This is a genomic window from Winkia sp. UMB3158 (genome assembly GCF_030217145.1).
Taxonomy (GTDB): Bacteria; Actinomycetota; Actinomycetes; order Actinomycetales; family Actinomycetaceae; genus Winkia; species Winkia anitrata.
In genome coordinates this window covers 60,218-84,245 of the sequence record NZ_JASONH010000003.1, presented here as the reverse complement: position 1 = coordinate 84,245, position 24,028 = coordinate 60,218, and the positions used below count along the sequence as shown (strand labels likewise).

Genomic DNA, 24,028 nt, shown 5'->3' with positions numbered 1-24,028 from the left:
CCAGTGGGCCCGAGCAGTACCGGACTAGAACAAGATCACCTTTCTGAAGTGGCCCGCAGCCACATCCGGCCCGTCTTTGCCTCGCGCAATGCCTGCCCTGCCGGCAGATCTACCGGGCCCTGGCCGTGCCAGTTGCTGACGAGGGCGTCGAGCGCCTGCAGGTGCGTGGCGGTAAGTTCCGTAAGACCCACCCGGGCGCCCGCTAGGCGAAGCACGCGTCTGCGCAGGGCTGGTAGGTGGCTGGCCAGCGCGTTTGCTTGTAGAAGTATCTGCCCGTCCTCGTCGGTCGCTACCTCGGCGAGGATGGTCTGGGCCATCGCTTCCAGGGCCTCGTCGTCTTGCCGGGCCAGGAGGGCGGATTTGGCTAGTGCGGGCGCGGCGTCTTTGCCCAGCGCTTGGGCTAGGGCGGGCAGGGCGCGCTCTCGCAAGGCAGCCCGGCGCAGCGCCTGCCCGTCGGCAGTTTTCCACGGCCCGTCCGCCTTGTTGGACGGATCCACGACGTATTGGAGCCCAAGCCCGTTGCAGCAGGCTTCCGTGTCTGCCCGCCGCAACCCTAGAAGGGGGCGAATCCGCGAGTGCACGTGGCCGCCCTCGAAGCCCTGGCGCATGCCCGCCAACGAATGGGTGCCGGAGCCGCGCGCTAACGAGAGGAGGACGCCCTCGGCCTGGTCGTCTAGGGTGTGGCCGAGCCAGATGGGCGCGCCCGCGGCAGAAAGTTCGGCTGCCGCTCGGGCTAGTCCTTCGTAGCGGGCGTCGCGGGCGGCAGCTTCGGGGCCTCCGGCAGAGCCGACCTGCACCTGCTCGCGCACTGCCTTGTCGGCTCCCAACCAGGTAAGTTTGCGTACTACTTCTTCGGCCTCGGCGGTGGATTCGGGGCGGATACCGTGGTCGACGGTGATCGTGTACACGTCGTGCCCGGCTCGTGAACCGGCGTCAATCAGGCAGGTGGCAAGCGCTAGCGAGTCGGCGCCTCCGGAACAGCCCACGACAATGGGTAGCGAGGGGGCGAGCGCGTCGAAGGTAGCTACTGCCCGCCGCAGCGCCAATGACACAGGCCGCACCTGGGCGGACGGAGTGGCTCCTACAAGTTCGCTTGCCTTCTTCATTCCCCTCACTTCAGTTCTGCGAATTCGGTAGCTACCGAATCGATGGCCTCAACTACCCCGCCGGCTGCCTCGTCGTCGTAGCCGTTTACAATGATCGAAAATGCCAGTGGACGCCCCGAAGCGGTGTGTACGTAGCCGCTAAGGGAGCGGGCCGAATCGAGCGTGCCAGTCTTGGAGCGCACATTTCCGGTGCCCGCACCCGAAACCATCCGATTGTGCAGGGTGCCGTCCAGCCCAGCCACGGGCAGCATCGACGGCAGTGACCGCAAGGTGGGGTTCTTTGATACGGCCGCCTGCTGGAGCACCTTGGCCAGGGCGTGCGGGGAGATCTTCCCCTTGTCTGACAGTCCGGAGCAATCCCGCAGGAGGACCTCGGAGGGATCCACTCCCAGCTTGCCCACCGCCTCGCGCACCATGGTGACGGCGCTTTCGAAGCTGGGTTCCTTGCCCGCGTATACCAGCGCTGCTCGGCAAACCGTTTCAGCCATCGTGTTGTCGGAAGGCTTCAAGGTGTGGCGCAGCACATCGGTAACGGGAGCGCTGCTTACCTGGCCCACGACCGTGGCCGCTTTGGCGGCCTTGCCAGGGGTAGGCCCGTTCACGCTGATGCCCTGGGCGGCTAATTTTTCTTTGAAGGCCGCTGCTGCCCGTTGCGCCGGATCAGTCTGCAAGTCATTCTTGGAGGAATCCTGGCCCGCGTTCATGCCAAGACCTTGGATCTTGGTAACAAACTGCATGTACCCGTCCCAGTCCGCGTTGACCTGATCGGTACCGAAAGCAGAAGTGTCATAGGTCAGCTTCACAGAGCCGATGCCCTGTTTATTCAGCGCCTGCGCGGTCTGGGCCGCCAAATCTGCCAGTCCAGCCCGCCCGTTGACGACGGCGGGATTCGATGAGCCCGCCGCGAGCATTTCGTCGCCGCCCGCTACCAAGGTCACCGTGTCCCCGGCAAAGACCGCCTTAGTTTTGAACGTGGTGTCTGCCGGCAACGTCTGCAGAGCAGCCACCGCCGAAAGCACCTTCGTTGAAGAAGCAGGGGTGAGCGGAGTACCTGCGGCCACATTTGCCAATTCCTTGCCAGTGGCCACGTCCAGAACAGACACGCCCACGCGCAGGGAGGGCTCGACCTCGCCCTTGTCCTGGTCCGCATTCGGCTTCTCTTGGGCGTCCTCGGCATCGGCCTGCGCTTTAGCCGCGGCCCGCGCGTCGGTAGCCGCCTTCTTGATCTTTCCCGACAGGGAAGCTGCGATCTGTTGGACCTGCTCCGAGTTCGGTAACTCCCCCTTGGCCGCATCGGCCTGAGCCGGCGTCGGTTCGGCAGCCACGGCGGCAGCGGTAGGAACTGGTTGCGGCGATGGCGGCGCTGGTGAAAGCGTAAACACGCCCGGAACTACGTCGTAAGCGTCCAGGGCGCCGTAGGTGATTGAACCGCCCACTAGCAGAAGCGTGCCAATAGTGGCTGCCGCTACTGTCTTTCGCATCTATTCCGCCTCACAGTCCTGTTTTGTGTAACGACCAGTCTAACTGTACCGGTACCATTGGGTTATTATCGCATCGACCCAACTGTTGAAAGGGCTCTTAAATGGAGTTTGATGTAACCATCGAAATCCCGAAAGGGAATAGGAACAAGTACGAGGTCGACCACGAAACTGGTCGCATCCGCTTGGACCGTATGCTGTTCACTTCTACCCGTTACCCAGACGATTACGGGTTTATCGACGGCACGCTAGGCGAGGACGGCGACCCGCTCGACGTTCTGGTGCTTCTTGAAGAGCCAACTTTCCCCGGCTGCGTCATCCGCTGCCGTGCCTTGGGAATGTTCCGCATGCGCGACGAGAAGGGCGGCGACGACAAGGTTGTTGCAGTTCCCACCGCTGATCAGCGCATGGCATGGCGTACCGAGCTCGAGGACGTCTCTGAGTTCCACCGCCTGGAAATCCAGCACTTCTTCGAGGTGTACAAGGATCTAGAACCCGGCAAATCGGTCGAGGGCGCACACTGGGTTGGCCGCGAAGAGGCGGAAGAAGAAATTCGCGTCTCTATCAAGCGCGAACAGGATCGCATTGCTGCCGGCGGGCACGCAGTAAATCCGGTTCCGGTGATCGAGCCCGAGCAGTAAGCTTCACCTAAAAAGAGTTTTGGTCCACGCCGCCGGCGTGGACCATTTCTTTTCCCCGCCCACCGGCCGCCCTCAAGCTGGCGTCTTCGAGCTGGTGTCAAGGGAAGAGGCGTCTTAAATGGGGAGCCCCTTTGGGGCCGAGTGGCCGCCAAAGGGGCATGAGATGGGAAAGTCCTACTTCAATTCCGGATGCCCGTCAGTTACCCGAGCTACGTCGGCGCGGTTCGGAGAGAAAGCGCCAAGCTTGGAAACGGTCAGGCCCGAGGTGACGGTGGCGCGGTGCAGCGCGGAAAGCACATCCGCCCACTTTGCCTCGCGCAGCTTCCTGCGAGCCTGCCCACTACCGGCAAGACCGGCATCCAGCAGTGCCGAGATCAGCCCGGCCATGAAGGAATCACCGGCGCCCACGGTGTCACCCAGTTCCACATTCAACGGGTCAATGACCAGCATGTCGCGTTCGCCGGCTAGCCGTGCGTAAGCACCCCACGGGCCACGAGTCGTAATGACCATGGCGGGCCCCATGGCCAGCCAGGAGCGCATGACATCTTCCACCGCGCGGTCAGGGTATAGCCAGGAAATATCCTCGTCGGAGGCCTTCACAATGTCGCAGAAGGAAATGATCTCTTCAATCCGGCTGCGCACCTGTTCCGGGCTACCCATCACGGACGGCCTAATGTTCGGATCGTAGGAAACAGTCCCGGTAAGAGCCGCTTCCTTCACCAGCCGCAGCACCTTCTTGCCACCCGGTTCCACCGTTGCCGCAAACGAGCCGGTGTGCAGGTGATCGTAAGTGTCGGTACGAGCCTGTTCCGGCAGGTCCCACAACAGATCGAACTCGTAGGTAGCGCGCCCCTCAGAATCGACGTGCGCGTAGGCCACGGTGGTGTGATCTGCACCCGAAGTACCTGGCAAGACATGCACGTCGCCCTCGGCTAGCGCCTTGGCCAGCTGCTGGCCCCGCTCGTCCTCGCCCCACCACGAGGCCAAGGTCGTGTCATGGCCCAGCTGGGCGATTCCGCGGGCCACATTCAGCAGCGATCCGCCCACGTATTCCTTTGCGGAACCGTCGCGTTCGATGCGGTCCATCAGGGCCTCTCCGACGCACAGCACGCGCGGACTTGCAGTCATTTTTCCTCCTTAGCGGGCAAGACGATTTGTGGCGACTACGCTGGGCGAACCCCAAGCGCCATCAAGTTGCCATAGTACAGGCCGGTTCGCCTCACTGTAGCTCCGGGATAAGGGGCTTCAATAATTTCCCCGCCCCCGGCATAAACCGCCACGTGGTAGACGCCGCTTGCATCGCCCCAGAATACCAAGTCACCAGCGCGAAGGTTATTGATTGAGACACCGCGTCCGGAATTTACGCCCCACAGGTACTGCTGCTCGGCAGTACGCGGCAGGTCGACACCCACTTGAGCCCACGAAGTCATGGACAGGCCAGAGCAATCCAGGCCCGCATACCGTGCCGCACCACCCCACACGTAGGGAACGCCAATCTGGCTAGCTGCTGCAGCTACCACGGCATTGCCGCCGCCACCCGAGGGAGCGGGAGCTGGGGCCGGGGCCGGTGCGGGAGCAGGTGCGGGAGCGGGTGCGGGTGCGGGAGTTTCGTCCTCGGCACTGGAATCGTTCGCCTGAGCCTGCGCCTGAGCTTGGGCCTGCGCCTGGGCTGCTGCCTGTCGCTGCGCTTCCGCCTGCTGAGCGGCCGCCGCTTCGGCAGCCTTGCGACGCGCTTCCTCTTGCGCCCGTTGAGTGGCCAGGGCGCGGCGGGCGGCTTCTGCCTCGCGGGCGCGCCGCTGGCGTTCTAGCTCTTCCTGCCTCTTGGTTTCCAGTTCCTTGGTAGTACCGCGGGCAGCAGCCAGCTGAGCAATGAGCTCACTGCGGCGCTGCGCGGTGGAACGCTGGGCAGCTTCGGCGGCACTTGCAGCCTGCTGGGCAGCACTCGCGCGCGATTCCATTGCGGAGGCGGCGGCCTTCTGGGTGGCTTCCGCCTTCGTAGCGCGCTCTTCAATGACGTTGGCGACCTGCTGCATGGCCGAGAAGGTCTGCATCTTCTGATCGGCCTTACCACCGAATAGTTCGATGGCAACGCGGCGCATTTCAATAGTTTCGAGCCCGTCGGCATTTAGGTAGGGCACCGCAGACGAGAGTGAACCGGACTGCCGGTAAACGGTGGTGGCCACATCCCCTAGGGACTTGCGGGCTTCTTCTACCTTCTTCTTGGCTTGGTCGGCGTCCTTGCGGGCCTTATCTGCCGCCCTTGAAGCCGCATCCGCCTTCACAGACGCCTGGGCGAAGCGTTCGCCTGCACGCTGAGCCGCAGTTAGTGCCTCTTCTGACTTGGCAGTGTTCTGTGCCAGCTTTACTTCGATGTCAGCGACCGATCCTGCCGCCGCCTTTTCGGCCTGCTTTGCCCGGGCAATGTCGTCATCCGAGGGCGCAGCCAGGGCGAAGGTACCGCCTAGTCCGGACAGCGCGATTCCGCCTATGATCAGGCTGCTTACAAGTGCGCGCCCGCGCAAAGAGAATTTCTTTGAACTCACGTTTCGTCTCCTGAAAAAGGGTGTTGTTGCAGCCCAGAATGGTGCGACTCATTAGACACACTAGCCACACGTTACACAGCAACAACAATTTTCACAGTAACAACATACACTGGCTGGCCAAGCTTTGGCTAGCTTTTATAAGTCAACTTCCACTCAACACGCCGAGGAGGGGGAACTCTTCCTTAATTTGCACAGACACCTCTTCCGCAGCATCACCCCAAAAATTCATGCGTAAATCCCACAGCTCGGACATTTTCCGAATTGGACTTGCCATCCCCGATCACGGTCGGTGTATGGTTTTGGCATGTTTACACGAATGTTCAGCTGACTGCGCGTCAGCCAAAGCTCAAGAAGCCATACATCGTGTCTGCCGTGCAGTCCTCAAGGGGCCTTGCACGGCTTTTCTGTATTTTCATGGGGCCCCTAATACCATCTGAACCTATAAGGAACCCTCATGTCTTGGAATTTTGAAACTAACCAGATCCACGCCGGCCAGCAGCCCGACCCCACCACCGGGGCGAGGGCGTTGCCGATCTACCAGACCACCTCTTACGTGTTCGAGTCCGCCCAGCAGGCGGCTGACCGCTTCGCCCTCAAAGATCAAGGCCCCATCTACTCGCGCCTGACGAACCCCACCTGGGATGTGGTCGAGGCACGACTGGCAACTCTGGAGGGCGGCGTCGGCGCCCTGCTCACGTCTTCTGGCGCGGGCGCAATCAGCCTGTCGATTCTGACGATCGCCCAGGCCGGAGACAACATTGTGGCTTCGCCCTCGCTATATGGCGGCACCACGAACCTGTTCGTACACACCCTGCCCAAGTACGGTATCGAGACCCGCCTGGTCGAAGATCCCCACGACATCGAATCGTGGAAGGCCCTCGCTGACGAACGCACCGTGGCTTTCTATGGGGAAACCATTCCCAACCCGGCCGGAGACATTCTGGATCTAGAACCGCTAGCCAAGGCGGCGCACGAAGTTGGCGTACCGCTAATCGTCGACAACACCGTGCCGACCCCGTACCTGCTGCGTCCGATCGAATGGGGTGCAGACATTGTGGTGCACTCGGCCACGAAGTACCTGGGCGGACACGGCACCTCCGTGCTAGGCGTCATCGTCGATTCGGGCAACTTCGATTGGACCAAGGAACCGGAACGCTTCGTCCAGTTCAACCAGCCCGACCCGTCATACCACGGCCTCACCTACGGCCCCGACCTGGGCAATCAGGCCTTCATCCTGAAGGCACGCGCCCAGGGGTTGCGAGATCTAGGCTTCAGCGCCTCCCCGTTCAATGCCTTCCTAATTGAACAGGGCATCGAAACGCTCTCGCTGCGCATTGAACGGCACGTGGACAACGCCCTCAAGATCGCGCAGTACCTAGAAAAGCGCAAGAACGAGGGCCGCGGCGTGGACGCGATCAGCTACTCCGGCCTGGAGTCGAGCCCCTACTACGAGCTCGCCAAGAAGTACACCCCGCGCGGTGCGGGCGCCCTGGTCAGCTTCGACATCACCGGTGGCCGCGAGGTAGGCGAGAAGTTCGTCGACAACCTGCCGCTCTTCTCGAACCTGGCAAACATCGGCGACGTGCGTTCGCTAGTAGCCCACCCTGCCTCCACCACCCACTCGCAGTTGGAAGAGGAAGGGCTGAAGAAGGCCGGCATCACCGGCGGCACGATCCGACTTGCGGTTGGCATCGAAAACGTCGAAGACCTGATCGACGCCCTCGAAACCGCGTTCAAGGCTGTGGGCCTGTGAGCAACGAGGCGTGTTGTAAGGGGTGGGATGACCTTCCACCCCTTACGGTGCTTGCCCAAAGAGCTGCCCGGCACGGTGCATCCGACCGGGCAGCTCCCGGCATTTCCAGAACCAACACTCCCCTCCCCTTTGCTTCTTTACTGAAACCCCCCAAAGGTGACTGGGCCAGCGCACCAGCAACTGATGCTTCCGCCGTTGCCAAGGGCGACGCTCTGCCTGTAACCGGGGCTTGGCGCGAGGACGAGGCTCGCGGCCCCCGCATGTACGCCGAATTAGGGCCGCTGCCTTTAGAGGGCGGCGGGAAGCTGCCCGCGGTTCGTCTTGCCTATGAAACGTGGGGCAAGTTAAACCCGGCCAGGAACAACGCCATTTTGATCCTTCACGCTCTGACTGGGGATTCCCACGTCGCCGGCCCAGCCGGGCCGGGTCAACCCACTCCCGGCTGGTGGGCGCAGGCGGTGGGGCCGAAGCTCCCGCTCGATACCGACAAGTACTTCATCGTGGCACCAAACGTGCTGGGCGGGTGCATGGGTTCTACCGGTCCTTCCTCGCTAGCCCCGGATGGGCGCGAGTGGGGGTCGCGTTTCCCGCAGCTGTCCACGCGCGACATGGTCAGGGCGGAGGCCCGCTTGGCAGATCTGCTGGGCATTGACCAGTTCGCAGCTATCGTGGGCCCTTCTGCGGGCGGGCATCGGGCAGTCGAATGGGCTGTCACCTACCCGGAACGGACCCGCACGCTGATCTTGGTGGCAACGGCAGCATGCACCACCGCCGAGCAGGCGGCATGGGCCCACGCGCAGATTGCCGCCATCGAGCTGGATCCGCATTTCAACGGTGGCGACTACTACCACAGCGACGAAGGACCGGTGCGCGGGTTAGGGCTTGCGCGCGAGATCGCCCATACCACCTACCGCACCCCACTGGAACTGGACGAGCGATTCGGGCGAAACCGCCAGGGCGACGAGGAACCACTGGCCGGCGGTAGATTAGCGGTGCAGTCCTATTTGGACTACCACGCCCGCAAATTGGCGGCCCGCTTTGATGCGGGCAGCTACCGGATCCTCTCTAAGGCAATGATCACCCACGACGTGGGCCGAGGACGGGGCGGCGTGGCCGAAGCGCTCGCTCGTTTTTCCGGACCAGCCTTAGTGGTTGGAGTAAATTCGGATCGGCTGTTCTACGCCCGCGACTGCGAAAAGATGGCGAAGGCACTTCCGGGTGGCCGCTTCGCCCAGATTCACACCCCCTTTGGCCACGACGGCTTCTTGATAGAATTTGCCCAAGTCAATGCCATCCTCGCGGAGTTTATGGAAGAACTAGAATGACCGATTTTCGCCCTCTGCCCACGGAAGTCCCCGATGAGGCACCGCCGCAAGGCAAGTGGGGCCCCGACATTTTAGGGCCCGGATTCGAGGCGCAAACGCTCTCTTTGCATGCCGATTCCGAGGGGCCCGTCATGGCTACCCTGGTCGCGCACCGCGCCGAGGCCGATCCCCAGGCCATCGCGGGTACTCCTAAAGAACCGGGGTTCGTGGCGCTCTACATTCACGGGTGGAATGACTACTTTTTCCAGCGCGAGCAGGCCCGCCACGTGGCCGCTGCGGGGGGCGCTTTCTACGCGATCGACCTGCGCAAGTACGGCAGGTCGTGGCGGCTGTACCAGTCCTTCGGGTATGTCGATTCGCTAGACACTTACGACGAGGATTTGGATGCGGCGCTGCGGCTGATTCGCTCGGAACACCCCCACCTGCCTTTACTCCTGATGGGCCACTCCACCGGCGGATTGTCGGCGGCGCTGTGGGCGAACCGGCACCGCGACCAGGTTTCTGCCCTGCTCCTAAATTCGCCTTGGATCACCTGGCAGTACGACAACACTTCGAAAACGGTGGTTACCCCACTGGTGCGCGCGTGGTCTTGGCGGGCCCCCCGCCAGGTGGTGCCCATGCCCGAGGGCGAAAACATCTACGCCCGCTCGCTGGCGGGTTGGGACAGCGAGGACGGGCCTCTTCCGGACTACTTGCGTCCGTGGAGGGAGGATCCTTCCGTGCGCGGCTGGAATCTGATCCCGCAGTGGAAGACGTCTAAATCTGCCCCCATCAGGCCGGGCTGGCTCCAGGCCATCCTAGCTGGGCACACGGAGATAGCTAAGGGATTGCAGCTTACTTGCCCGACCCTGGTGTGGGCATCTGTGGGATCTTTTGGCGGCAAATGGAACCTACTGGCCCGCCGCCGCGATGCCGTCTTGGATGCGGACAAGGTAGCTGCTACCGCGCACAAGCTTTCTACCAACGTAACCTTGCGCCGGTTTGAATCGCTGCACGACGTAATCTTGTCTGACCCGGACGTGCGCCAGAGCGCGTGGGCTTCCTTCCACGCCTGGCTGCCTATGGCTCTGCCGCAGGCCGCCAACCCGCCCTCGATATTAGGCGAGGCGGCCTGCACCCAGATTTGCCCCTAGCGGGCCTTGGATTCGCGGTCAATCTCCTCATTTATCTCGAGGATTGCTTCGGCCAAAGACGGGCCTTCCGCGTGGCCTAGGCGGAAGTGTACCCAGCCGTCGGCGCTGATACCCAGCAGTTCTTCAATTGCCTGATCAGCATCGGTGGTCTGCTGGCCGCCGTTGTAGCTGATCTGCCCACCTGCCAGCAAAGTAGCTTCCTTGAACGAATCGGCTCCCACCGCCACGATTGGGGTGTCAGAACCCAGCACGGAAGCAATAGCTGCCAGCCCTTCGGCGTCGTGTCCAAGCACCGCCGGGACCTCTTTTTGCACGGCCTCGTGTTCGCCGGTAGTAGCCGGCGGTTCCTCTTCTTGCTTCTTGTCGAAGCCCTGGGCCACCACCGTGTCACCCACCGCGTAGACCTGCGGGTAATGGATGCCACCAACAATGCGATCCTCCTGTTTCGGGGAACGCATCTGCTGTTCTTCCACCTTGGGGGCGGCCGGCTGCGCGGGTACATCCGATTCGTCCTGCTGCGGCTCGGGGGCCGTGGACCCGGGAGCGGATGGGCCTTCGATACGACCATCGTCTGTTGAATACTGCGACAGTCGAGGGCGGCGCGAATGCCGGGCGCGCATCAGTGCCGGGTTCGGCGACCAGTAGCTAGGCCCAACCGGTTGCACGTCTAGGAAGCGGCGCCCGTTCGCCATGGCGCGCATTGCGATCTCGTGTACCTCTAGGCCCGAGGAGAAGAGTACGTCCAGGGAGGGGCGCACAGAGGGGTCGATGTCCGCAGCAACAATGATCATGCGTGGGCCCGGCTTGGCATCCGGGGGCATGGATTCGCGGAACTCGGTCCAACCGGAACGGAAACGTTCGGCCCCACCGGGATACATGTGGGCAAGGTCCAGCCACCCCATCGAGGAGATGTCGCCCAACCTAGACAGTGCCGCAATAAGAGAAATGGCATCCAGACGGCCCAGCACTTCCACGGCCACTACCTGCCCGGACGCGTCCAGGGCGGTAAGGCGGTGCGGGCCGGAAACCTCGTCGGCCTCGTCATGATCCCAGGCAACGGGAAACAGGGGACGGGATATCACTTCTAGGACTTGTGCCCGCACGGACTCCAGAACATCTGCACTAAATCCGCGTTCCACGGGACGACCGAACTGTGCTGGGACTAGCCGGCCCTGATCAAGTTCAAAAAGTGGCATTATCGTTCCTCCTGCTGCTGGCACACGTGTCTTCTATTCTTCCACGGATCAGCTCAGTTTAGTGCAGTTGTTTCGGGGTGTGCGCTTCCGTTTGCAAGCAGCGTAGCCAGGTGTATACCTTTGCGTCCCGCCAGTTGCAGCGCCTGCGTGCGGCAAGAGAATCCGTCGGCTAACAACACCGCATCGGGGTTCGCCCTCAGCGAGGGCAGCAGGTCGTTTTCTGCCACCTTTACCGACACGTCGTAGTGACCCTTTTCCATGCCGAAGTTTCCTGCCAGCCCGCAGCAGCCAGAAACCTCTATCACCTGGGCTCCAGCGCGGCGCAGCAGCTGCCGATCCCGCTGCCACCCCATCACCGAATAGTGGTGGCAGTGTGGCTGAGCAACCACCTTTAGGCCGTGCAAGTCAGGTAGCTTCCAGTTAGTTGGGCCTATGGGCGCGGGAGTGCTAAGCAGTTCTGCCAATGTGTAAACGTTCTTCGCCACCAGGTGCGCCCGCCTGTCCTGGTGCAGTAGTTCTGGAAGATCGTCGCGGAGGACGGCACTGCAGGACGGTTCCACCCCTACGATCGGGATCCCCGCTGCGGCCAGTGGGGCCAGGTTTTCTAGCAGCTGGCGGAGGCGCTTCTTTGCAGCGGGAAGCTGCCCCGTGGAAATCCAAGTCAGCCCGCAGCAGCTAGGGGGCGCGAGCAGCACCTTGTATCCGGCCTCGTGCAGAACCTTCACAGTGGCCTTTGCGCCCACCGAATCGAGTGTTTCACTGAAGGAGTCTGCCCAGAGTGCGACGTACCTATCCTGCGGGCGCGCTCCCGCGAGCGCCTGCTCTATTCCTACCCGCTTTGCCCATTTGCTGAATCGTTCAGTGACTAGGCGGGGTGCTTGCCGGCGCGTATCTAGGCCGGCAACTTTGAAGGCGATTTTACGTAGCGGGGTGGCCATCGCGGCGTTTATGACTTTAGCGAGGCCGGGCAGGCGCGTTGCCAGCCCCACCCACCTTGGGAGGGCGCCCAGCAGGTAGTGGCTGGGTGGGCGAAGTCGCCCTCGGTAAATGCGGTAGTAGGCCTCGCTGCGATATTTTGCCATGTCCACCCCGGCTGGGCAGTCGGCGCTGCAGGCTTTGCAGGCCAGACACAGGTCGAGCACTTCCAGTACTTCTGGGGAAGCGAAGGATTCAATCAGGTTTCCGTTTGCCGCTTCTTCTAGGATGCGAGCCCGCCCGCGAGTGGAGTCCTTTTCGTTGCCGGTAGCAGCATAGGACGGGCACATGAATACGCCTTTGCTTTGGGCTCGACATTTGCCAATGCCGGTGCAGCGGTGCACTGCGGTGGTGAAGTCGCCGTGGTCGGCGCCGAAAGCATATCCGCCGCGAGCAGGAATGGCTTTTGCTGCTGGGCGGCGTAGGTGTGCATCTATCGGTTCGGGATCTACCAGCACGCCGGGATTTAGTAACCCATCCGGGTCAAAGATGCCTTTTACCTGGCTAAATAGTGCTAGCGCCGAGGGCGAATACATGCGGGCGAGCAGTTCTGAGCGGGCCCTCCCGTCCCCGTGCTCGCCCGAGATGGAACCGCCGTGTCGGGCAACGATGTCCGCTGCTTCTTCTAAGAAGGCGCGGGTACGGGCGACGCCTTGCGGCTCGGTCAGGGGAAAGTCTAGGCGCACGTGCACGCAGCCGTCCCCGAAGTGCCCGTAGAGGAGGCCGTTGATGCCGCGCCTGTTCATACAGGTGGTGAAGTCTTCTAAGTAGTCGGCTAATTTTTGCGGAGGGACGGCAGCATCTTCAAAACCTGCCCACGCCTGCTCGCCGCCAGTTACGTTGCCATGCTCGTCTCGGACAATTGGGGTGCGCCCGCCCAGGCCGGCCCCGTCGGCCCTGATGCGCCAGAGGGCGGCTGCGTCCTCGCCGGGAGGATAGATGGCTACCTGATCCGTGTGCGCGGCGCCGGCTATTTTTTTCGCCAGTGCTAAAGATTGCGGCTCATCTGCTGCCGACACTTCGCACATTAGCCAGCCGCCGCCCTTGGGCAGTGCGGGAACCTGGCCGCGGTTTTGTTTGACTACCTCTACCAGGTTGCGGTCGAGCCCCTCGACAGAAAGAGGCCGAAACGCCAACACGGTGGGAACGTCCCTGGCCGCTTCGATCATGTCCGCATAGCCCAACGCCATGAGCACCGGAGAAGCAGGTATGGGCACAAGTTTTACTTCTATTTCGAGTACAGTCACCAGAGTGCCCTCGCTACCCGCCAAAAACCCGGCCAGATTCCGCCCCGATTCTGGTAGGGCCATATCCAATTGGTAACCCGAGACTTGCCTAGAGAATTTACCGAATTCCTTGCGGATGGTGGCCAGGTTCTGGTCAATCAGCGCTTGCAAGTCTTCTCGCGGGGCGAGCGAGTCGTTTCGGGCAGTAAAGATATTGCCAACCCCGTCCACGCACTCTAGCGACACAATGTTTACCGCCGTCCTGCCCCACGCTGTTGCATGCGGCCCGCAGGCGTTATTTCCTACCATTCCGCCGATAGTGCACCGGTTCTGGCTAGAGGGATCAGGCCCAAAACGCAATCCGTATTGGGCGGCACGCGCCTGCAACGTTGCTTCTACACATCCTGGTTGCACGCGGGCGGTGCACCGTTGCGGATCAATATCCAGCACCTGGTTCATGTGCTTGTTAAAGTCGATTACCACTCCGGGCCCTATGGCGTTGCCGGCACAGGAAGTGCCCGCTCCCCTGCTGGTCAATGGCAGTTTTGCTTTCAGGGCGGCTTTTATTCCAGCGATGGCTTCTTGCTTGTTGCGGGGAAAATAGACGGCTGCGGGAATAACCCGGTAGATGCCGGCATCGGTCGAGTACATGCCGCGCGTAAGCCGACTAGTGTCCAATTGCGAGCGCATTTGGACTGGCAGATGCTGTGCCATTGCCTGCGCCGTCCCCGATGATCCCATGTTTCAATGCTCTCACTGTTTGTGGCCCCAATGTTGCACTACCAACCAGTTTTGTTCCACCTGCATCACCCGTATTCTTCGAGAATGTAGTCGAGGGCGGCTTAAGCCGCCCTCGACTACACCCACACAGGCCAAATCAGTGCTCTCGCCTTAGCATGTATATTCCCGTCCCTACAGCAAGCAGCGTTAGCGCCATCGCACCAGCCAGTAACGCGACACTGCCCGAATGAGCTAGCTGCCCCTGTTTTACTATGACAGTACTCCCCACGCCTGGCCTTCTCTCCTGCGCATGAGTGTTCACAGCACCTAGCTTGTTGCCGCCGGTTTGCTTGGGAGCAGCATCATTCTTACTTTCGTCTGCCTGCTCTGCACCGGCGGGAAGATGGCCCTTACCTTCCTGATCGGTTTCTGCAGGTTTTTCGGCATCTGCCGGCTCCGAGCTTTCCGAAGAGTCAGAGGACTCCTCTTCCTCCCACGGGTTTATGCGCATTGCCAGCACATGCGCTGAATTGGCAAACCCTTCGCGGCCTTCGCCCTCTTCCGAAATGACCCCGTCCGCACCAATGGCAAGGGTTGGCCCCTCTAGCACGTTGCCTACAAAGGCGAGGGCGCGCCCGAAGCGTGCCTGCTCGCCGGGGGAGCGAATCACGCTCACCGATTCCGGCAGAGTGGTCGGAGTCTCTTTAAACACCGAAGTGTCAAAGAGGAAAACGCGTCCATCCTTTTCCATGGTGGGGGCACCGACCGCAATGAGCGCCTTCTTCTTCCCCGGGAGGGCATCTACTGCCCAGCCGAAACCGCTGTTTTTTGCCGGACCGCGCACCACTCGTACGCCCTCATTTCGAGCACCATCTGCAACGGAAACGCTCACCTTCGTGCGTTGTCCCTTGTGCCCGTAAACAAGTAGCAGCCCGCCCTCGCTTTGGTGCATAATCTGGCCGCCATCGTAGCCAATGACAAAATCGTTGTAACCATCGGAGTTCACATCGCCAACGGGCGCCACCGAGGCTCCCGCGCCTAGCCGGTGCGACGCATCAGGAGACATGGTCAGCTCAAAGGAATTACCGGGGGCAACTTGCACCTCCTTCTCGGTAGACCCGTAGACCAACCAAGCTTTGCCCGGATATATGCCACCGCCTTGCTCAGCTTGGAAGTCCGTCAACACCCAGTCGACCACACCGTCACCGTTTACGTCGCCGACGGGAACGGACTGGCTAAGGAAATGCCCTTCGGGAGCAAAGACGGTTCTCACTACCGCGCCCTCGGGCGGGGTCATCTTTTTCATATCCACATTGGCCGCATGCTTCTTGCCCGCAAAAATGTAGAGGGCGCCCTTGTGCCCCTTCTCGCCCCTGGCTAGATTGGCGTCGCCTAGCGTTACGGCAATGTCGGCCAATCCGTCCTCGTTCACATCGCCGGCCCTGGATATTTGCACCGGAGAGGAACCATATTCGGGCAGATCAATCCACCACCCCTGATCCGGATGCAGGTTGTTCAGGTCCACTTTGGCAAGGTGAGGCCCGCCGTAGATGACCCAGGCTCGTGCCATCGTGTGCGAGTTGACCGCCAGGTCGGCGATACCATCACCATTCGTGTCGCCAAGGCAGGCTACCGACAATCCAACAGAAGAATCCGTGCCGGGGTCGGTTGTCTCTTTCGGACCGTTAAGCGCGATCGTGTCTGCTGCCGGCACGTCTTTGCCCTTGGTGCCACCGGGAATGATTTGCACTCCGCCAGTTACATTGGGAAGCCATCCATGGGTCGAGGTCGAGTCCAGATAGAAGGGGTCAAATTTCCATTCCGAACGGGTAGGCATGCCAGCGATAATGTCTGCCTTGCCGTCACCGGTCACGTCGCATTGGCCCTTGACCAGCGACGAGCCAAGACCGGAAGAGAACTCTCCCTTCCAGATTTTCTTCTCTGGCGTATCTAGCGATTGCACGGCCGATTCGCGCTTTTCGGGCTCCGGCGCCGGATATGGCGGGTCTATCTTTTGTTTCTTCGGTTCGCCCTGATGAGTCAGATCGATGGTCCACACGTCCACTTTGCCAGTGGAGTTCACTGTGAAGATACCGTTTAGAGTGTCTTCTCCGCGGCGGGGCATCACGCCCACTTCCACTCCTGCATCATCTTTTTCGTCACCACCGGCCAGCCACAGCTTGTATTTTTCGCCAATGCCGTCGATACCGAGCCCGTTGTTGTAGTTCTTGTTTAGGGCTTGCGCAGATATAACGAGGGCGCCCGTGTGTTCTTCGTCCACCGGTTTGCCTACCACCAGCGCACCGGGTTTGTCGCCGCCGTCCACCCAGGCGAGGGATGCCCCAAGGTGAGCGCGCAATGGTGCCCGCAGCAGGTACCCTACTGATTTCCCATCTGCCGTGACCGGGCTGTCATCAGTCGAGGTGACGTCTACCTTGACATCGTTATTTAGGTCAGTAATTAGTGCTACCGCCCCGGTTTCATTGTTGGCCAGGGGTGCGCCAATTGCCAAGTCGTCGTCTTCGTCCCCATTTAGGTCACCGGTAGAGGTGATGGCGGCCCCGAAACGAGCGTCTGCGTCCCCAGTTGCGGTCATGGTGATCGCGCCTGAGCGCGGTTCTACAATTTGTACTTTTCCCACCTCAGACATTCCGAGCGCGAACGTGCCGTCACTTAGTGCAACTACCACTTCAATATTTGCGCCCAGATCGAGGGGCTTTCCTTGGCGCTCGCCGGTGGCATCGTAGAAGTAGAGCTTGTGTCCGGATGCTACTGCCAACCTATTTCCACTGCTGGCCATGGCGCGGATGCCCGCGACCTCGACTTCTGCGGCCTTCTTCAGTCCGGCACTGTAGATGAAGATTTTATTTTTCGCTGCCACGGCAAGACGAGTCGAATCTGGTAGGCAGGCTGCTGCAAGGCCGTACCCTTCCGCCTCTTCTGAGACAGTCTTCACCGCATTCTGTTCTTCGATACTACGAGTTACTTCGTCATTGTCAGACCCGTACGGAATATATGGAACCGCGTAGGTTTTACGCTTTTGCGGGTTGGTGAAAATCATGTCTGCCAGGTCGTCACCGGTAATATCGCACCCTACCGCGGGCACGTGACCAGCGTCGGGGTAGGTAACCCTATCGGTGCGGCGAGCCACGTCGTTGAAGCGGGTGCCGTCTACGGCTGACCACTTAGGCAGGTTTGAGTCTGCTCCGGTTGCAGGTTTCTCTGCAGCATTTGCCGCAGGGATAATGGTTGCGCAAAGGAGTGCGGCAGCGATGCCTGCGCTTCCCCTGCGGAATCTTGCAAATTCCACGCAAGGTCCTTTCCAAGAAACAAATAAGACCTACTTAGGGTAGCCTAAGCTACTACTTATTTGCATTTGGGGCACCTGCCGCAATGTTTGGTGTTGTGCCGCTAGGCTTGGCGCTTCTTCACGAAACCAAGTCGAACACGCGAAACATGGCATTGTCGACCAAGGTTTACGAAACTAGACCAAGGCTCGCGAAAGCTGCCGAAAGCAAAAAGGAGGGCGGCCCCGGCAAGGACCGCCCTCCTTTAGCGCTTTTATTTAGGCGTGTTCACGCATTGCGGTGGCGCGGCCCGCTTCGAGCCGGGCTACCGGAACACGGAACGGCGAACAGGACACGTAAGCCATGCCCAGTTCGTCGAAGAAGCGCACCGATTCGGGGTCGCCGCCGTGCTCGCCACAAACCCCAAGCTTGATGTTCGGCTTTGTAGAGCGGGCGTTCTGCGCACCCATTTCGACCATGCGGCCAACACCGCGGCGGTCGATCGTTTCGAACGGGGAGACACCCAAAATGCCCTTTTCTAGATACTCGGGGAAGAACACGCCCTCGACGTCGTCACGGCTGAAGCCCCAAGTGGTCTGGGTCAGATCGTTAGTGCCGAAGCTGAAGAAGTCGGCCTCTTCGGCAAGCGCTTCCGCAGTGAGGGCGGCGCGCGGCAGCTCGATCATGGCACCGATTGGAATATCGAGTTTCACATCGTATTCCTCCTCGATGGAAGCGATGATCTTCTCGGCTTCCTCGCGTACATAGCGCAGTTCGTTCACGGACCCGACTAGCGGCACCATGATTTCTGGACGCGGATCCTTGCCTTCCTTCTTTAGCCTGGCGGCAGCGCCGATGAGCGCGCGGATCTGCAGTTCGAATAGGCCGTCGAAGTAGAGGCCGAGGCGGACGCCACGAAGTCCCAGCATCGGGTTAGCTTCGTGCATGCGCCGCACTGCCAGCAGCATCTTCTTATCTTCTTCGCACTGTTCACCCTTCGCTTCTGCCACGGCCACCTTCACTTCGAGGTCGACCAGGTCAGGCAGGAATTCATGGAGCGGCGGGTCAATCAGACGCACGGTCATAGCCTTGCCATCCATGATCGGCAGCATCTGCTCAAAGTCGCCAGTCTGCAACTTTTCCAGTTCGTCCAGGGCATCCTGGCGTGCCTGCGAATTGGGCTCGGAAAGAATAGCGCGCTCAATCAGCTTGCGCCGCTTGCCAAGGAACATGTGCTCGGTACGGCACAGGCCGATTCCCTGTGCGCCGAAGTCTACGCTTCGCTGCGCGTCCTCGGGAGTATCCGCGTTGGCACGCACATCCAGGGCGCGCCGCGAATCAGCATGTTCCATGATGCGTGCTACCGCGTGCACCAGGTCTTCGTCTTCCTTCTTGCCCTTGCAAGCTTCCAGACCGGCATCAAGACCGTGGGTCAGGTAAGTGGTAACCGGGGAATCCTCGACTGCCACTTCCCCTTCAAACACTTCGCCGGTAGTGCCGTCGATCGCAATGGTGTCGCCAGAGTGGAAGACCTTATCGCCAATGCGCAGCTCCCGCGCCTTGGCATCAATGTGCAGGGCTTCGGCGCCACAAACACAGGTCTTGCCCATGCCGCGCGCAACCACTGCCGCGTGCGAAGTCTTTCCGCCACGAGCGGTGAGTACGCCCTCGGCCGCCACCATGCCCGGCAGATCGTCGGGGTTAGTCTCGCGGCGCACCAAAATCGCCTTCTTACCCTCGGCGGCAAATGCCTCGGCCTCGTCATTATCAAAGACGACACCGCCAACGGCAGCACCCGGCGAAGCAGCCATGCCCTTAGCGATCATGGTGCGATCAGCACTGACGTCGAACTGCGGGAACATCAGCTGAGTCAGCTGCGCACCGGTGACGCGCTCGAGCGCCTCGTCCTTAGTAATCAGCTTCTCGTCTACCAGCTGGGTAGCAATCCGGAATGCCGCCGCAGCAGTACGCTTGCCCACGCGGGTCTGCAGCATCCACAGCTTGCCGCGCTCGATGGTGAACTCGATGTCACACATGTCCTTGTAGTGCGTCTCCAGCGTACGCATGATGCCCAGCAGCTCGTCGTAAGACTTCTTGTCCTGCGTTTCGAGGTCGGACAGCGGGTGCGTATTGCGGATACCGGCAACCACGTCCTCGCCTTGAGCGTTCATCAGGTAGTCGCCGTACACGCCCGAGTGCCCCGAAGAGGGGTCGCGAGTAAAGCAAACACCAGTACCGGAAGTCTCGCCCATGTTGCCAAACACCATGGTGCAAATATTTACCGCCGTGCCCAGCGTGTGCGGGATGCGCTCGCGGCGGCGGTAAATGTGGGCGCGCTCGGTGTTCCAGGAACGGAACACGGCCTCAATACACTGATCTACCTGTTCGCGCGGATCCTGCGGGAAGGGCTTGCCAGTCTGTTCCTTGACGATCTCCTTAAACTGTTCGGTCAGTTCCTTCAGATCGTCGGTGCTGAGGTCCATGTCCAGCTTGACGCCGCGCTTTTCCTTCATTGCCTCGAGGGCGTCAGAGAACAGGTCCCCGTCTAGGTCCAGCACTGTCTTGCCGAACATCTGCACTAGTCGGCGGTAGGAATCCCAAGCGAAGTGGGCATCCCCTGCTACCTCGGCGAGTCCTTCTACCGACTTGTCGTTTAGGCCAACGTCCAGGACGGTCTCCATCATGCCGGGCATCGAGAATTTTGCGCCGGAACGGACCGATACCAGCAACGGATCCTTGGCATCGCCCAGCTTGCGCCCCAGCTTGTCTTCTACTGCACGCAGGTAGCGGGTTACTTCAGTACCCAAAGATTCGGGGACTTCGCCGTCCTTCAGGTAGGCGCGGCAAGCGTCGGTGGTGATAGTGAATCCCGGGGGAACGGGCAAGCCTAGCCGCGTCATTTCTGCCAGGTTAGCGCCCTTGCCACCCAGCAGGTCTTTCATGTCTTTGTCGCCTTCAGAGAAGTCGTAGACGTACTTGACCATCGTTAATTGGCCTCCATTGGTTCAATTTTGATGAAAAATGCAATTCGCTTCTTCCGGGTAGATTCTAGCAACTTTGGGACGTAAGACACTATTTTTGAAAACAAACAGTCTCACCTGCATAAACATCCCATCCCAAACACATCCACTCTGTGATGTTCGTCCCACTCGATTCCTTACCGAACGGTAGTATGGCATGCTACGCAGTCGCGAATTTAGGTCACGTTTACATAACAGCCCTATACTGAGGGCATGTCGGAAGAGGTAGAAATAAGGCACTCCCCGCAGCGGCGAACTCCTCCCGCTCCTTACAGCGGTCTACGGCGTAGCGCCACTTCGCCGAAGCCTAAGCCGACTTCCCATAAAGCGCCCCCGCGCCCGGGCCGCGCTCCTCGCGCTCACTCGATTCCCCGCCTCCTCCCAATTGCGGCCGTGCTGACACTGGTGGCGGGCGTTGGCATTGGCGCGCTGGCGGGCAACCATTCCGGGGCGGCGCAAAAGAGGGCAGCCTCCGTCAACCCTCCGACCACTATTTCGAAGAGCGTGAAGAAGGAAGCTCAGGACGGACCCAAAATGAGCCTCACGCCCTCGGATCACTTACAGGGAAATAAGGTCCCCACGGGTTGGAACGGCAAGGCCATCCCCGCGTCGGGTACGGGCGCCCACCCAGCGGTAACGGGTACTATCGCCGGCCTCAGCGCCGACCGCCAGATCACTTTTAGCGTCGAGGTCGAAGACGGACTCCCCATTGACAAGCAGGTGGCGGCCGACTCGATTTTTCAGATCTTGAACGACCCGCGCGGTTGGTCCCAAGGAGGGCAAGTATCGTTTACGCGCACTGACAAGAACCCGCAGATGCGGATTGTGCTCGGCTCGCCCACCCTGATCGATTCCATTTGTGCCCCGCTAGATACAGATGGCGAATACAGCTGCAACAACGGCAACTTCGTCGCCCTCAACGCGAAACGGTGGACTGCCTCCGCTGACCTGTGGCGCAATGCGGGTAAGAGCGACGACGATTACAGAATCTATCTAGTCTCGCATGAAGTAGGCCACTTTTTGGGTCATGGGCACGATTTTGAATGCCGCGAGGACGGGCTTGCCAAAGTGATGATGCAGCAGACCGGCGGCATGGTCACCCAGTGCACTCCGAACGGGTGGGTAAACCCCACCGCGAAGCCGTAAACTAGGTCCACCTAACCTAATCTGAAAATTTAGGGGCGCCGGCGCACAGACAGCTTATTTTCCGCAAAAATACGTTAAACTGCGCTAATTTGCTTTCTTGCGATCTGTAATTTGAAATGCCTATGATCACCCTTAGATAGTGTTGCCTTACCTTATGGAGCACTGTTGATCCTATCTAATAAGAGGTGAAATCCTGTGAGCCCTACGCGGTCATCGAAGACGCAACTGCGCGGTCTTCTACTGCTAGTTTTTGTTGCTTTACTAGTATTCTCATTAGCTCCTAACTCGTTAGCCGACGAGGGCGGAAAGTGGACCCAGGTAGCAGAGCGAATAGGAACCAACCTAGACAAGGCCCAGAAAGCCCTGGACAAGGGCGACAAGGACGGCGCCAAAGAGGCCATGCAGGAGGCCCGCTACGGCGAATTTGTTCGCACCGGCTTTGAGTCTGCCGTAAACGGCAAGATCTCGGGTGGAGACGCGTCCCATTCGGACATGGAGTTCGGCGCCCTCAGCCAGGCCATCAAGAAGGGCGACACCGCCGAGGCCAAGAGGATTATCGACGGTCTAAAATCCCACATCAGCGACAACGCGAGGGTGCTAGACGGCGGCACTGTCAAGACCAAGGACCTGCGCGTCAGCAACGGCAAGTGGGGCCAGGTGGCCACCACCATGAACGGCATCTTGGATCAGGCGGTAAAGGAGTCCAAGAAGGGCAATGCCGACACCGCTAAAGACAAGGTGAACGAGGCCTACTACGGCCACTACGAGACCACCGGCTTTGAAAAAATGACCGGCGCCCGCGTCAACGGCGCCCGCGTTTCCTCTATCGAGCTTGAATTCTCGCTGATCAAGAAGGCTATTTCCGAAAAGAAGACCGACGAGGTAGCCCAGCGTATCGATCAGCTGAAGCCCCAGCTGATCGAAGATGCCAACAAGCTTGACGGCTTCGATGGTTCTGGCAAGTCCGCCGGCGGATCAACTTCCATCTTCCTTGGCTCGTTCCTAGTGATCCTGCGCGAAGGCATGGAAGCAATCCTGGTGGTAGCTGCCGTCATCGCCTATCTGGTGAAGGCCGGTCACGCCAACAAGACCAAGTACGTGTGGATGGGCGCGGCTATCGCGCTTTTGATGTCCATTGGCCTAGCAGTAGCCTTCTCAGAACTCGCCTCGCTGGCAGGCAAGAACCAGGAGCTGCTGGAAGGTCTAACCGCACTGGTTGCCGTGGCAATGCTGATCTGGGTCTCTAACTGGATGTTGGGCAAATCCAACCAGAAGGCGTGGGACAAGTTCATCAAAGACAAGACGGACACTTCCCTTACCCGCGGCTCGCTCATATCGCTGGCATTCGTTGCCTTCTTGGCAGTGCTCCGCGAGGGCGCAGAAACCATCCTGTTCTACCAGCCCGTTATCGCCATGGCAGGCGACGACATGCACCTGGTGTGGATCGGCTTGGCAGTGGGCGTTGTCTGCCTAGTCATCATCTACGCCCTCATCCGCATCTTCAGCGTGCGCATCCCGTTGCGCCCGTTCTTCATCGTGACCTCCATTTTCCTTGCGATCATGGCGTTCACCTTCACCGGCTCGGGCATCAAGGAACTGCAGGAGGCAGACGCCTTGCCTGCTACCCCGCTTGATGGCTGGCCCACCGTAGACCTCTTGGGAATTTACCCCAGAGTCGAGAACCTGCTTGCACAAGCTATAGTTCTCGTGATCATTGGCGGCCTGTTCGTGTATGCCTACCTCAAGCAGAGGCGTGCACGCGCGCTAGATGAAACAAAATAGTACCGTCTCAATACAACATGGAGATATAAATGAAAACCTCTCTGAAGCGTCTGACCGCGCTGGTGGCGGGGCTTGCTCTGGCGGGCTCGATGACCGCTTGCTCGGCAGGCCATGACAAGGGTGCCGACTCCGCTAAGGATTCCTCTACCTCGCAGAAGGCTGACGACAAGGCTGACGAGGAGAAGGATGGAGGCGACGAGGGCGGCTTCAAGGAACAGCCGATCGGCGATGACGTCTACGAAGGCCCCATCAAGATCTCGGCCGTCTACTTCCAGCCCGTCGAAATGGAACCCAAGATGGGTGTCTCTGCTGCTGAAGCTTCCATGCACCTTGAAGCAGACATCGCAGCAGTCAAGGACAACAAGCTTGGCTACGGCGCAGGTGACTTCATTCCTGGCCTGACCGTCAAGTACGAGATCCTCGGCAAGGACGGCAACAAGGTTCAGGACGGCACTTTCATGCCCATGAACGCCTCCGACGGCCCGCACTACGGCCTAAACCTGCCTAAGCTGGAGGCCGGCGACTACACCCTGCGCGTCAGCGTAGAATCGCCTGAGGCCAACGGCTGGATGCTGCACACCGACAAGGAAACTGGCGTTCCGGGCAGGTTCTGGACCAAGCCGATCGTTGCTGAGTTCAAGAATTGGCACTGGGATCCCGCGACCTCCCCGTGGTGGTAAATCAATCTAGATAGGTA

15 protein-coding genes are annotated in these 24,028 nt (G+C 60.3%); 7 read left to right on the top strand and 8 right to left on the bottom strand.

What is annotated here, in order from left to right:
* Positions 1–35: 35 nt before the first annotated feature.
* A complete protein-coding gene (tilS, locus tag QP400_RS03900; RefSeq protein ID WP_004807284.1) occupies positions 36–1,106 on the bottom strand; it encodes a tRNA lysidine(34) synthetase TilS in 1,071 nt (356 codons plus the stop codon).
* A gap of 5 nt (positions 1,107–1,111) precedes the next feature.
* The gene (gene dacB / locus QP400_RS03895; protein WP_004807281.1) at positions 1,112–2,587 is read right to left on the bottom strand and encodes a D-alanyl-D-alanine carboxypeptidase/D-alanyl-D-alanine endopeptidase; all 1,476 of its coding nucleotides are present in this window, start codon (positions 2,585–2,587) and stop codon (positions 1,112–1,114) included.
* Positions 2,588–2,688: 101 nt separating this feature from the next.
* On the opposite strand from dacB, the gene QP400_RS03890 reads away from it, so the two are divergent.
* Positions 2,689–3,225 (top strand): inorganic diphosphatase, encoded by a 537-nt coding sequence (locus tag QP400_RS03890; RefSeq protein WP_004807280.1) that lies wholly within the window; start codon positions 2,689–2,691, stop codon positions 3,223–3,225.
* Positions 3,226–3,399: 174 nt separating this feature from the next.
* Here QP400_RS03890 and QP400_RS03885 read toward each other — a convergent pair whose 3' ends face one another.
* Positions 3,400–4,353, bottom strand: coding sequence for a PfkB family carbohydrate kinase (locus QP400_RS03885; RefSeq protein WP_004807278.1), 954 nt, complete (start codon positions 4,351–4,353; stop codon positions 3,400–3,402).
* A gap of 35 nt (positions 4,354–4,388) precedes the next feature.
* Positions 4,389–5,768 (bottom strand): C40 family peptidase, encoded by a 1,380-nt coding sequence (locus QP400_RS03880; RefSeq protein WP_004807277.1) that lies wholly within the window; start codon positions 5,766–5,768, stop codon positions 4,389–4,391.
* A 454-nt stretch (positions 5,769–6,222) separates the two neighbouring features.
* On the opposite strand from QP400_RS03880, the gene QP400_RS03875 reads away from it, so the two are divergent.
* From QP400_RS03875 to QP400_RS03865, 3 genes are all read left to right on the top strand, one after another.
* Positions 6,223–7,521 carry an O-acetylhomoserine aminocarboxypropyltransferase/cysteine synthase family protein gene (locus QP400_RS03875; RefSeq protein ID WP_004807275.1) on the top strand — a complete coding sequence of 433 codons (1,299 nt, stop codon included), beginning with the start codon at positions 6,223–6,225 and terminating at the stop codon, positions 7,519–7,521.
* 212 nt (positions 7,522–7,733) lie between these two features.
* Positions 7,734–8,846 carry a homoserine O-acetyltransferase MetX gene (gene metX / locus QP400_RS03870; RefSeq protein WP_040315323.1) on the top strand — a complete coding sequence of 371 codons (1,113 nt, stop codon included), beginning with the start codon at positions 7,734–7,736 and terminating at the stop codon, positions 8,844–8,846.
* Complete coding sequence (locus QP400_RS03865; RefSeq protein ID WP_004807272.1) at positions 8,843–9,979, top strand: alpha/beta fold hydrolase; 1,137 nt, start codon at positions 8,843–8,845, stop codon at positions 9,977–9,979. Before metX ends, QP400_RS03865 begins: the two co-directional genes overlap by 4 nt.
* On the opposite strand, the gene QP400_RS03860 is transcribed toward QP400_RS03865, so the two are convergent.
* The 4 genes from QP400_RS03860 to ppdK all read right to left on the bottom strand — a co-directional run bounded on the left by QP400_RS03860 (position 9,976) and on the right by ppdK (position 20,367).
* The gene (locus QP400_RS03860; RefSeq protein WP_004807269.1) at positions 9,976–11,175 is read right to left on the bottom strand and encodes a hypothetical protein; all 1,200 of its coding nucleotides are present in this window, start codon (positions 11,173–11,175) and stop codon (positions 9,976–9,978) included. The genes QP400_RS03865 and QP400_RS03860 overlap by 4 nt on opposite strands.
* Before the next feature lie 53 nt (positions 11,176–11,228).
* The gene (locus QP400_RS03855) at positions 11,229–14,117 is read right to left on the bottom strand and encodes an FAD-binding and (Fe-S)-binding domain-containing protein (protein ID WP_004807266.1); all 2,889 of its coding nucleotides are present in this window, start codon (positions 14,115–14,117) and stop codon (positions 11,229–11,231) included.
* A gap of 136 nt (positions 14,118–14,253) precedes the next feature.
* On the bottom strand, positions 14,254–17,406 hold the full coding sequence (locus tag QP400_RS03850) for an FG-GAP repeat protein (RefSeq protein ID WP_070425062.1): 3,153 nt from the start codon (positions 17,404–17,406) through the stop codon (positions 14,254–14,256).
* A 255-nt stretch (positions 17,407–17,661) separates the two neighbouring features.
* Complete coding sequence (gene ppdK / locus QP400_RS03845) at positions 17,662–20,367, bottom strand: pyruvate, phosphate dikinase (RefSeq protein WP_004807262.1); 2,706 nt, start codon at positions 20,365–20,367, stop codon at positions 17,662–17,664.
* Positions 20,368–20,616: 249 nt separating this feature from the next.
* On the opposite strand from ppdK, the gene QP400_RS03840 reads away from it, so the two are divergent.
* The 3 genes from QP400_RS03840 to QP400_RS03830 all read left to right on the top strand — a co-directional run bounded on the left by QP400_RS03840 (position 20,617) and on the right by QP400_RS03830 (position 24,011).
* Entirely contained in the window at positions 20,617–21,549 is a 933-nt protein-coding gene (locus tag QP400_RS03840) for a DUF3152 domain-containing protein (protein WP_004807260.1), read from the top strand.
* A 195-nt stretch (positions 21,550–21,744) separates the two neighbouring features.
* Positions 21,745–23,331, top strand: coding sequence for an FTR1 family iron permease (locus tag QP400_RS03835; RefSeq protein ID WP_004807258.1), 1,587 nt, complete (start codon positions 21,745–21,747; stop codon positions 23,329–23,331).
* A gap of 29 nt (positions 23,332–23,360) precedes the next feature.
* The gene (locus QP400_RS03830; RefSeq protein WP_004807257.1) at positions 23,361–24,011 is read left to right on the top strand and encodes an iron transporter; all 651 of its coding nucleotides are present in this window, start codon (positions 23,361–23,363) and stop codon (positions 24,009–24,011) included.
* Positions 24,012–24,028: the final 17 nt, after the last annotated feature.

Excerpts from the sequence above, each read along its gene's own strand:
- tilS (WP_004807284.1), bottom strand. The coding sequence starts at position 1,106 with ATGAAGAAGGCAAGCGAACTTGTAGGAGCCACTCCGTCCGCCCAGGTG.
- dacB (WP_004807281.1), bottom strand. The coding sequence starts at position 2,587 with ATGCGAAAGACAGTAGCGGCAGCCACTATTGGCACGCTTCTGCTAGTG.
- QP400_RS03890 (WP_004807280.1), top strand. The coding sequence starts at position 2,689 with ATGGAGTTTGATGTAACCATCGAAATCCCGAAAGGGAATAGGAACAAG.
- QP400_RS03885 (WP_004807278.1), bottom strand. The coding sequence starts at position 4,353 with ATGACTGCAAGTCCGCGCGTGCTGTGCGTCGGAGAGGCCCTGATGGAC.
- QP400_RS03875 (WP_004807275.1), top strand. The coding sequence starts at position 6,223 with ATGTCTTGGAATTTTGAAACTAACCAGATCCACGCCGGCCAGCAGCCC.
- QP400_RS03865 (WP_004807272.1), top strand. The coding sequence starts at position 8,843 with ATGACCGATTTTCGCCCTCTGCCCACGGAAGTCCCCGATGAGGCACCG.
- QP400_RS03860 (WP_004807269.1), bottom strand. The coding sequence starts at position 11,175 with ATGCCACTTTTTGAACTTGATCAGGGCCGGCTAGTCCCAGCACAGTTC.
- QP400_RS03855 (WP_004807266.1), bottom strand. The coding sequence starts at position 14,117 with ATGGGATCATCGGGGACGGCGCAGGCAATGGCACAGCATCTGCCAGTC.
- ppdK (WP_004807262.1), bottom strand. The coding sequence starts at position 20,367 with ATGGTCAAGTACGTCTACGACTTCTCTGAAGGCGACAAAGACATGAAA.
- QP400_RS03840 (WP_004807260.1), top strand. The coding sequence starts at position 20,617 with ATGTCGGAAGAGGTAGAAATAAGGCACTCCCCGCAGCGGCGAACTCCT.
- QP400_RS03830 (WP_004807257.1), top strand. The coding sequence starts at position 23,361 with ATGAAAACCTCTCTGAAGCGTCTGACCGCGCTGGTGGCGGGGCTTGCT.